Here is a 9,993-nt window from a genome sequence, read left to right on the forward strand (position 1 = left end):
CCCATTCCTTCCGTCATCGACTCCAGAAACCCGCTCAGCTCCCGGTCGAGCTTGCGCAACTGTGTGGGCGTCATGCTCCTTCAACACGGGGCGCCCACGCTCGATTCATCTGACCGGGTAGTACTAGTGCTCGGCCCGGATGAAGTCCTCCGGTAGGTAGCGGAAGGTATGGCGGGCCTTGGCGATGGTGAAGGCCCAGCGAATGGGAACGCGGTGGCGGTTGGCATCGCGTGCCCAGGCACGAGTCCTATCCCGGAGGGCCTCGACAGTGGCCACGCGCTGACGCCCCAAGCATTGACGCGAGACGAGGCTCACCTCGATCTCGGCCTGATTGAGCCAGCTGCCGTGCACCGGGGTGTAGTGTACGCAGACGCGATTTCAGAGGCGCAAGCCCTGCCTCCACCCGAAGCGGCGCGTCAGAGAGAACCGCGTGTGGACGTTGAGATTGTCCAGCACGAGGTGAATCTTTCGCGCATTGGGGTAGCGGTGCGCCAGGCCTCTCACCGCCTCCGCGAAATCGGCGGCCTTTCGGCTCCGTGTTGCTTTGACGAAGTGGCGTCCCGCCCGAGGCTCGACAGCACAAAAGAGATTGGCGGTAACGCAGCGGACGTACTCGTAATCACGCCGAGCGACTGCACCAGCATGCATGGGTAGTACGTCTCGCTTGGAGTCCAGTAGTTGCACGGGCCTCTCATCGAAGCAGACGACGGGCTCACGTCGGCTGAAAGGCTTCTCGTAGAGGCGTAGCACGTCCTCCATTCGCTGGACGTACTGCGCATCCAACTTCGGCACGCACCATCTTTTTTCCCGCCACGGCTTCAAGTCATGCCGCTTGAGGAGTTCTCGTACCGTCTCTCCTCCCACTCGGGGAACGATTCCCCTCCCCACCACCTCGCGCACCAGCAACTTCAGCGGCCACCTCGCGTACCCTTCCGGCGGATTGCTGCACACCAGGGCCACCACCGCAGAAGCCTGCCCGGGAGTGAAGCGCCGCTCGCGTCCTGGGCGCGGCCTCTCCCTGAGAGCGGCGTCGAGTCCCTCTCGACCGTAGCGACCTCTCACTTGCCGCACCGTCCGCTCAGAGAGACCAGCGGCTTGCGCGGCGGCTACGCCCGTCCATCCTTCTCCGAGCAGTTGCCGCGCTCGCGCTCGCTTCAACACCCTCACGGACTGACGGCCTCGACGCATCAGGCCGAGTGCAGCAGTCGGGGACCCACGGGGTTCGTGTCCACGTCCTCGCCCAAGTCAGCCCCGTATGGCAGCATCTTGCCTCACGAACCCGGCTTGGGTAGGAGTGGGTCCTACCGTGACGGGAGTAATCTTATGGACGAGACGAATCACACCGGATCAAGGGCCGTTGCGCCCGCTCTCGATGCGCTACTGGGAAAGCGTCACCCTGTGCTCGATGACGGCTTCGTTCGGGTCGTTGACTACATGGGTACGGACGAATCAATTGTGCAGGGAGCACGGGTCTCGTACGGACGCGGGACAAAGCAATTGCATGAAGACCGAGGACTTATTCGGTACCTCATGCGGAATTGGCACACCAGTCCGTTTGAGATGTGTGAACTCAAACTCCATGTAAGAGTCCCGATGGATACATGGCGTCAGTGGATCCGGCATCGGACCGCGAGCGTAAACGAGTATTCCACGCGATACTCTCTTGCAATCGACGCCGCCCAACAAACCGAACCAACAGATTGGCGATCGCAATCGCATGTGAACCGCCAGGGCAGTTCCGGCAAGCTGGAGCTTGAAGTTGGGCGTGCACTGTCACAGCGGGAGAAGGAATTCCAATCTGAAGCCCGCAAGTTGTACGAAGAGAGGATTGAAAGCGGTGTAGCACGCGAGCAGGCTCGCAAGGATCTTCCACTTTCCACTTACACCGAGGCATATTGGAAGATTGATCTCCATAACCTGCTTAACTTCCTCAATTTGCGGCTCGATGAGCATGCGCAGTTGGAGATTCGAGAATATGCGCGTGTCATCGGACATACCGTTGTTAAGGCTTGGTGCCCATTGACTTGGGAGGCGTTCGTTGACTACCGCCTAGATTCAACTGTCCTCTCAACGGTTGACCTCGAAATAGTTCGAGCGATTCATGTGTCGCCGAGTGAGGCCGTAGCCGCAGCGCGACGATTGGGTTTGTTGCCCATCGATGATACTCAGCACTCCCGGTCCAATCGCGAGCGGGACGAGCTTGAAAAGAAACTACTCCGGCTCGGACTTCCAATCCCCTGGAAGACGCAAGACGCCTGACCATGGCGACCAAACCTGCAAGCCGTATCAGTACTCACCGCACAACTGCTGCCAAGAGCAGTGCCTTCTCTGTGCATGAGAACCCATACGAACTAGCTCCTTGGACTTCTGCATGCACCACATCAGTGGACTGTACGTTTCACCAACTCGCGCCCTATATCGGTCGAATTAAGACGACGATCGCCCGTTATCTTATTGACGAGTACACATCTCCAGGTGATCTGGTGATGGACCCATTCTGCGGCTCTGGGGTTATTCCTCTAGAGGCAGCCCTTAGCGGTCGCAGAGTAATTGCGTCGGACACTAATCCATATGGTGTTCTGCTCACTCGCGCGAAATTGCTCGGACCGGGCCAGGAGGAAGAAGCAATTGATCGACTGCATTCGAGTTGGCGTGGTGCTCTGAGGCGAAGGAGTAAGCAAGACTTGAGGCAGGTGCCTCAGTGGGTGCGCCGGTTTTTCCATCCAGAAACGTTACGCCACGCGCTTGCGCTTCGAGATGAACTTGTCTCGCACGAGGACTGGTTTCTCCTCGCCTGCCTCTTGGGAATTCTCCACCATCAGCGCCCAGGGTTTCTTTCATACCCGAGCAGCCATCTCGTTCCTTACCTGCGTAATCGGCTGTTCCCGGAGGAACAATTCCCTGAGATGTACCAAGAGCGGGATGTTTTGTCCCGCATGGAGGCAAAGATCCGAAGAGCCTTCAGGCGGCCACCTCCACGCAGGGCCCGTTCAAGCGTTGCTCTCTGTGACAGCCGCAAGGCTCGTGTCCCGAAAGGGCTCAAGGCAATCATCGCCAGTCCTCCATACATGAACGAGCTGGATTATGTGCGCGACAATCGTTTGCGCCTCTGGTTCCTCGAACGGCGACTGCCCGAGGAGCGTGATATCCCTAAGAGTAACCCGGAAGGCCTATTCCGCGACCTGATGACCAGTACGCTCGCGCGGCTCGCGGCAGCGGTAGTTCCCGAGGGCGCGATCATTCTAATCGTGGGCGATGCAAGCAGGGGAGGGCGCGCAATTGATACCGCTCAAGTTGTGACTTCCGTATTCCAAAAATCACCCGTGCTGAATGCGTTCTCTCTTGTGCGTGTGATTAATGACTTGATTCCGGACGTCCGTCGCTCGCGAAGGGATCTGAGCGGTACGAAGAGCGAAACGATTCTTGTTTTTAGGCGCCAGTCTCTACGACGGCTGCAGGTCGACCAGAAGAAGATTGCGAGCGCAGCGCGGATAAGCCTGATGGAGAATTCATGAGGAAGAATCTGCCTGATTATACATTCTTTCTTGGGCAGCAAATCCCGGGCCACGAAGATTACGTGATCGAGGAGTTGCTGGGATCGGGTTGTAATGCACACGTATTTCGGGCGCAATCTGCAAAAGTTGGTCGAGCTATCGCCTGTAAGATTGTCCCAATCGCAAACTTGATTGGATACAATCAGTCGAATCCTGCATGGCGCGATGAAATTCTGAAGCCGAATGCTGCACCCTCCGATCGCGTCGTGAAGTTTTATGACTCTGGAGGCTGGTCTGTCAATGGAGCAGACTGTATTTATCTGCTATCGGATTTGGTGCGCGGACGCTCGCTATCTCAGTTGCTCAAGAAGGAGCCACACGTTGATGTCGGCTTCATAGTAACCTTCATGGAGGAAATGCTTGATTTCCTCCGTGAGCTTCAGGGTGCCAACCTTCAGCATGGCGACTTTCATGCTGGCAACATCCTAGTTGAGGACCGCTCCGCTTCCCTTGTTGGGCCCCGTTACGGCTTTCGCGTAACAGACTTTGGGGTGGCTTCAATCACGAGCGAGGCCGTCCTGCTTGATGATTTCGAGCAACTTGCCGAGATGTTGCGACAGTTGCTGAAGAAGGTCGATTACCAGGCGTGTTCACCCGAGGACCGATATACTTTCGATACGTTAAATAACGACTTGTTGGCGAAGGGGCTTGTCGAGCACGATGCTGGTTTTGACCCACGGGCGCGTAACCCAGTTGCTCTATTTCGCTCCCTTCGAGAGATTCCTAAGAGCTTTCGTGCAATGATCGCCGGAAAGGCTCGGCGAACGCTGATTACGCCGTTTGACTTCTTGAGTTGTGAGCAGATCGGCGAATCACACGTGCTCCTGAAGGAACTCTACTCCGACAAGATGCTCGGGTTGCCAGCTATTGAGGCTGTCAATAACTTGGTCCTCACCGGACCACGTGGCTGCGGGAAGACGACGGTATTTCGCAGCCTCAGTCTCAAGCATCGGTATTATACTGATGATGACACGCCATCGGGAATTCGCTATATAAGCGTGTACTATCGATGTGACGATCTTTATTTCTCGTTTCCTCGATATGAACTGCCAAGCCGATCCGAAGCTCTAGATATTCCCCTCCACTTCCTGTCGGCAACGCTGATTCGTGAACTTCTCGACTCTCTTTCTTTGTGGCTCCAGCGACACTTCGTCGATAGCTGGACCAGAAATGAAACTCGTGCTGCAGCCGAACTCTGGGATGTTCTGAAACTTGTCCGGCCTCAACACTCGAAGGCTGATACGTTTGACAGTCTTCGCAGGCAACTCGGGAAAGAGCGAGAGCGTGCTGCAAGTAAGCAGAAATTCGCTAACGATCCGAAGCAGGCATTCGGGGAATACTTTGGTCCGGATATCGTCCCCCGAGTTTGCAATGTGCTCATCTCGCACTTTGCTGAGCTTCAAGATAGGCCGATCTTCTTCTTTGTTGATGACTACTCTGCGCCGAAAATTAGCCAGAAGCTCCAGCAGAATTTGAACCGGCTACTGATGCAGCGAAGCTCGGCTTGCTTCTTCAAACTCGCCACCGAAAGTCCAGCTTCATTTGAGAGTCGTGATGTAGACGGCAAGGCCTATGTGGAGGGTCGAGAGTTTAGCTTAGTGAATCTCGGGATTGACTTCATTCATGCCGATCGAGATGACAAGCTTCAGTTTTTTGATGATATTTTCAATCGACGTTTTGTCTATACGGAAAATTACCCAGTCCAAACACTCCAGTCTCTCGTCGGTGACGAGGAGAAAGAAACAAGCCAGAATGAAGTGGCTCGCGCCATGCGCGAGAAGAAGCAATCGATTGTATGGGGGAAGCGTGCGTTGGGCGAATTGTGCAGCGGCGACGTGCACTTTTTGATTGGGCTCGTTGGTAAAATGGTCGACAAGGCAGGAGGAAGAGACGCCATTCGCCCTGCTGCGGCGACGCCGGCCATCTCAGCAGAGATCCAGAACAAGACTATCCGAGAAGAAGCAGGCAGCTTCCTCCGCAACCTTCGAGCACTTCCTAAGGGTCAGAATCTTGTGGAAATTGTCGAAGCCTTCGGGGCTGTTGCTTCATCGTATCTCAGGTTTCGTGATTCCAGGAATGAAGGTGGCTCTCCCCCACACCAGGCAACACGAATTGAGCCGTACGAAGATCCGCATCTCGAAGGGCAGTTCAAGGAAACGTATAACGACTTGCTCCGGTACTCGGTTTTCTTGGAAGACGTGCGCGGGAAGAGCAGGCGTGGAAATGTTGTCCCGCGGCTATACTTACGCCGATTTCTGATTCCCTCCTTTGGGTTGACATTTAGCAAGCGTGACTCTTTGGAGCTCAGTGTCGATGAGTTCAAAGAGTTGTTGGCATCCCCGAAGATCTTCGAGAAGCGTAAACGCATTAGGGAAGACGAAAAGTCGACGAAGGAGGCCGGGCAGCCTCAACTAGACCTGCCGCTGTCATCACCAAAGCAGGATGAGGTACAGAGCGATGAGTGACATGCATGTGCTCCGCCTTGATGAGCAGCTTGCTAATATGGACTGGCCTGAGGCCAAGGCAATCGACGCGCCATCTATTGCGCCTAATAGTGTCCTTGTCATGTGTGCGGGATTCGAGGACCGAGCCTTAGAGGTGCTAGGGCGCGCGCTGAATAGAGGAGAGAAGAACTTTCGTCTGCTTTGTGTTGATTATCTCCCAGCAGTGCTCGCAAACCGCCGTGCCGAGGTTGAGCAGCTCTGCAGGAAGCGCGGTATCACTCTGGAGAGCGTCACATATGATCGCGAGAACCCAGCGAGCGGAGGAGAGAAGGTGCTCAGGGCTGCTGGTGCAGCTTCTCGCCTGTATATCGATATTTCTGGAATGTCGCGATTGTTGATTGTGCAACTGCTCGCTGAGGTCGTGCGCGGCGGGCACCTTCTCAAAACCGAAGTTCTGTATGTAGATGCTGCTGAGTATCCGCCCTCCAAACATACGGTGGATGCAGAACTCCGAAATTCTGGAGATCCGGTCGGCTTGATGATGTTTTTGTCGGCAGGCGTGTTTGGCTTGACGGTTGTGCCTGAACTCTCTAGCGTGGAAATGCAAGGGCAGCCGATTCGTGTGGTGGCTTTCCCGTCGTGGAATCCCTCGCAGGTTGCGGCGCTTTGCGCTGAGATGCAGACCTCCAGCTTTACCGTCGTCAATGGAATCCCGAGGGACGAGCCCGATTATTGGAAGTTGGAGGCGATGCGCCAGCTTAATAGGATTGACTCGCTATCTCCGCGCGAGGAGTTCAGTGTGAGTACTCGCGACTATCGCGATGTGTTGCGGCTTCTGCTGCAGATTTATCACGATCATGCGCAGCGGGAGAAAATTGTTGTCTCGCCCACTGGTAGTAAAATGCAGAGTGTTGCGGTCGGTCTTGTTTGTGGGTGGTTGCGCGATATTCAAATCGCTTACCCGACTCCAAGGGAATTTTCTCCCCCTGATCGTTACACCCGTGGCATTGGAGGTGTGTATTCGCTTTCGTTCGAAGCCTGTTCTGCTTTGGCTGCCGCGCTCGCCAACGGACGAGATGATGCTGAGATTCGGGAATAGGTAATGCGTTGTAGTTGAGTGTTGTGCGGAGTAGTGACTGTTATGGTAAATAGGATGACTGAGGACCGACTCAAAGAACTGGCAAAGTGGGCACGCCAGGCAGCAGAGGACGGGCAAGGCGATATTCGGAAGCTTGGAGAGAGCCTACGAGAAGTCATAGAGGAGGTTCGGCAACTGCAAACGCGAACTCGGAACTTGGAGGGAGGAGCCGTAGTGTCGAATGCTGGGTTCTCCGCATCGATAGATTCAAGTGCAGGGACTCGACACAGGCTGCGGTTTTCGCAGGATCCACATTTGTCGTTAGTGGACATGAACCGCATCCATCAGTTGGTCGCGTCCCACGTCGGCAAGCTGCTCAAGGTCCCTATTCAGACCCCGCCCAACCCGATTGTGGGATACGTCGATCTTGTCTTCGAGGAGAAAGAGGACGAGTAGGTTTGGGGTGCTGACAACAGGATGCCGCTTGTCAGGTGAGGCCACCTCATGCCCTTCGGGCTGGCGAGGCTCCTTGCCGGGCATCAAGTTGTGCTGCTGCGTCATCCGTTCTTTCGAGGGCCGGCCTCGCCAACCTCCTTGAGTCGCAGGCGGCCGTCCGACAGACGCCGTGCTTGGACCGCTTGAGGACGGGCGTGGGTGTGCTCGTCGCTAGCAGCGAGCCCGGGGGAGCAGGTCGACGGACGGGACCTGCACGACGGTGTTCAGGAAGAGTGGGCGGCGCGTCGATGCCTCCACTCTCGCGACAGCAGCTCGCCGATCGCGAGGCGTCTGCACGCGCAACAGCACGTCGGCGAGGTACTCCCCGGGGGGGGCATGTGCCCCCCAAGAGGGCTTAGGTTGGGAGGAGCGCCGTTTGTCCCATTCCAAAGCGACAGGGAGTGTAAGCGATCCCGTGGGCTGCTCTATCTGCCTAGATTCTTCGCGATTCAGCGAAAGGTGTGTGTCATCGCGGGTTTAGGGCCTCTCCTCCACGCGATTTCGTCACTGGTGGCGTTCAGTATCTCGGAGTTTACGATCGGGATTCTGGTAGTCGACTACCGCCCCTGCAGCATGCAGGACTATGATAGAGGAAGCACGGAGGTCGCCATGTCCACTTGGGATCCGAATGAAGACTCGGTCGATTCCACGCCAAACAACGATTCCGTCTACGTGACGGAAGGGGAGTTTCACGAGGATCCTGCGACTTGGGCCCGACGGGCAGACGATGCGCCGCGCGTTGTTGTCACGTCCGACGATGGCGAGCACATCCGCTTTGTCATCATCCAGCAACGCGAGCCTCTCGATCTGAAATTCTGAAATAATGAACGTCGTTATCGGGCCTGAAGCAGACAGTGTCGTCAATGTGATGCGGCAGTACCTTCGTTCCGGTACGACCGGCTGTTTATTCGCCGCAGCTTACGCCGCGGCCAAGGACGCGATTCAGTGGGGCGTTTGGTCCGGAACATCTCCATCGGAGTCCCTCCACGCGGGGCTGTCGGGGTTCTTCACGAGCGCTGCACAGATATTGCGTCCGGGCATTGCGGTTTTCCCAGAGATCCGAACTGCGGATGATCTCGTCGGACTCTTGGTTGGGCTCGCAGGAAAGACAGGCTGGTCTCTTTCGCGCGACAGTTGGCGTAAGTACGCGCGTGACGACGAGCTGGTGAGCCTTTGGTGGCGTACGCCTGCCGGGCTTCGGACAAGCGTGATGGGGTTCGCACCGTTGGGCTCCATGCCCGTGACTCGTCGTGCGCCCTTTCTCGCGATTGCTGCGTGGGCTGGTCCAAAACTCAATCCTCAGAAGTCCACGAAGATGAAGACACCTGACCCGTCAGACGAGGTCGGCTTTGTAGACTTGCGGCCCCTTCAGCCCGAGGCCTACGAGAAAATGTGGGACGCCACACGCCAGAGGGTTAAAGAACTCACGGCTCTGCCGCAGGAAGGTGCTGCGCGACCCTCGGTTGCGTTTTGCTTGCCCGCCGCGTGCGCGCCACTTCTCGCACCGTACTATCTGGTTCCTTCAGTTTGAAGGTAACGGCTCCTGCCACTTCCGCTCACGACATATAAGCCAAACAAGGAGCCTTGTTTCCAGCGGTGAACTGAAGCAGCGCGACAGAGGAGGACCACTGATGAGTGCCGGCAGGGCCGTGCGCCGCGCCGATGCAGCGTGGTGACCTGCCTGGATTCTTCGGACCACTGATTGCGAGAGAGGCTCCGCCCGGGATGGGTTGGGTACCATTGCTTCGCACTTGCGTCGAAATTCCAGAGGCGTGAGGTAGCCCAGGCTCGAGTGTGGCCGGACCTGGTTGTAATGCAGGCGCCACTCCTCGATGACGGCTCGCGCCTCTGCCCTGGAGCGAAACCATTCCATGCTGAGGCACTCGTCGCGAAGACGTCCGTTGAAACTCTCGTCGGTGCCGTTCTGCCAGGGCTTGCCGGGTGCGATGTGCGCCAGCTCGATGCGAGCTTCCGCGGCCCACTGCAGGATGGCCGAGGCCACGAACTCCGGTCCGTTGTCGCTGCGCATATGCCTCGGGGCCCCTCGCTCGCTGACAATCCTCGACAGCACCTCCACCACTCGCTCGGAGCGGATGGCCCCCGCGACGTCGATGGCGAGGCACTCTCTCGTCCACTCGTCCACCACGGTGAGGCACTTGAGCTGTTGCCCGTTGGCGCAGCTGTCGAAGACGAAGTCATAGGCCCACACCTGGTTGGGCCCGGTTGCCGGCAACGGGCGGGGGCGGCTGCTCGCCACGCGCCGCCTGGGCCTCTTGCGCGGCACCTGCAGCCCCTCCGTACCCGTCCGGGTTTGGCTGTCCTGACGAGGGATGAGTCCCGCCCGGAGCCAGGGGCAGTGTCGTGGTGACGCTCTCGGATGGGATGGAGGTTCGCCGTGTGCGTCAGGAGGTGTTCGTGACGA

Annotated in this window: 7 protein-coding genes and 2 pseudogenes; 7 read left to right on the forward strand and 2 right to left on the reverse strand. The window is 57.2% G+C overall.

Going from position 1 to position 9,993, the window contains the following annotated elements; genetic code table 11:
* Positions 1-378: 378 nt before the first annotated feature.
* Positions 379-1,188 (reverse strand): IS630 family transposase, encoded by an 810-nt coding sequence (locus tag KRR26_RS37940; protein ID WP_407931762.1) that lies wholly within the window; start codon positions 1,186-1,188, stop codon positions 379-381.
* A gap of 135 nt (positions 1,189-1,323) precedes the next feature.
* On the opposite strand from KRR26_RS37940, the gene thyX reads away from it, so the two are divergent.
* The 7 genes and pseudogenes from thyX to KRR26_RS35715 all read left to right on the forward strand — a co-directional run bounded on the left by thyX (position 1,324) and on the right by KRR26_RS35715 (position 9,102).
* A complete protein-coding gene (gene thyX, locus KRR26_RS35690; RefSeq protein ID WP_217082086.1) occupies positions 1,324-2,259 on the forward strand; it encodes an FAD-dependent thymidylate synthase in 936 nt (311 codons plus the stop codon).
* 2 nt (positions 2,260-2,261) lie between these two features.
* Positions 2,262-2,558 (forward strand): annotated as a pseudogene (locus KRR26_RS37945) (DNA methyltransferase); the annotation flags it as partial.
* A 126-nt stretch (positions 2,559-2,684) separates the two neighbouring features.
* Positions 2,685-3,515 carry a hypothetical protein gene (locus KRR26_RS35695; RefSeq protein ID WP_236069538.1) on the forward strand — a complete coding sequence of 277 codons (831 nt, stop codon included), beginning with the start codon at positions 2,685-2,687 and terminating at the stop codon, positions 3,513-3,515.
* Positions 3,512-6,019, forward strand: coding sequence for an ORC-CDC6 family AAA ATPase (locus KRR26_RS35700; protein ID WP_217082088.1), 2,508 nt, complete (start codon positions 3,512-3,514; stop codon positions 6,017-6,019). Before KRR26_RS35695 ends, KRR26_RS35700 begins: the two co-directional genes overlap by 4 nt.
* A complete protein-coding gene (locus KRR26_RS35705) occupies positions 6,012-7,097 on the forward strand; it encodes a hypothetical protein (protein ID WP_217082089.1) in 1,086 nt (361 codons plus the stop codon). Before KRR26_RS35700 ends, KRR26_RS35705 begins: the two co-directional genes overlap by 8 nt.
* Before the next feature lie 1,083 nt (positions 7,098-8,180).
* Positions 8,181-8,390, forward strand: a complete 210-nt coding sequence (locus KRR26_RS35710; RefSeq protein ID WP_217082090.1) for a hypothetical protein — start codon at positions 8,181-8,183, stop codon at positions 8,388-8,390.
* A 4-nt stretch (positions 8,391-8,394) separates the two neighbouring features.
* Positions 8,395-9,102 (forward strand): hypothetical protein, encoded by a 708-nt coding sequence (locus tag KRR26_RS35715; protein ID WP_217082091.1) that lies wholly within the window; start codon positions 8,395-8,397, stop codon positions 9,100-9,102.
* 219 nt (positions 9,103-9,321) lie between these two features.
* Here the strand turns inward: KRR26_RS35715 and KRR26_RS35720 are convergent.
* Positions 9,322-9,864 (reverse strand): annotated as a pseudogene (locus KRR26_RS35720) (IS3 family transposase); the annotation flags it as partial.
* Positions 9,865-9,993 lie beyond the last annotated feature (129 nt).

It is taken from the genome of Citreicoccus inhibens (assembly GCF_019039035.1).
Lineage (GTDB): Bacteria > Myxococcota > Myxococcia > Myxococcales > Myxococcaceae > Citreicoccus > Citreicoccus inhibens.

What these genes read in the sequence shown, in the direction of transcription:
- KRR26_RS35700 (WP_217082088.1), top strand. Translation starts at nt 3,512, where the DNA reads ATGAGGAAGAATCTGCCTGATTATACATTCTTTCTTGGGCAGCAAATC.
- thyX (WP_217082086.1), top strand. Translation starts at nt 1,324, where the DNA reads ATGGACGAGACGAATCACACCGGATCAAGGGCCGTTGCGCCCGCTCTC.
- KRR26_RS35710 (WP_217082090.1), top strand. Translation starts at nt 8,181, where the DNA reads ATGTCCACTTGGGATCCGAATGAAGACTCGGTCGATTCCACGCCAAAC.
- KRR26_RS35715 (WP_217082091.1), top strand. Translation starts at nt 8,395, where the DNA reads ATGAACGTCGTTATCGGGCCTGAAGCAGACAGTGTCGTCAATGTGATG.
- KRR26_RS35705 (WP_217082089.1), top strand. Translation starts at nt 6,012, where the DNA reads ATGAGTGACATGCATGTGCTCCGCCTTGATGAGCAGCTTGCTAATATG.
- KRR26_RS37940 (WP_407931762.1), bottom strand. Translation starts at nt 1,188, where the DNA reads ATGCGTCGAGGCCGTCAGTCCGTGAGGGTGTTGAAGCGAGCGCGAGCG.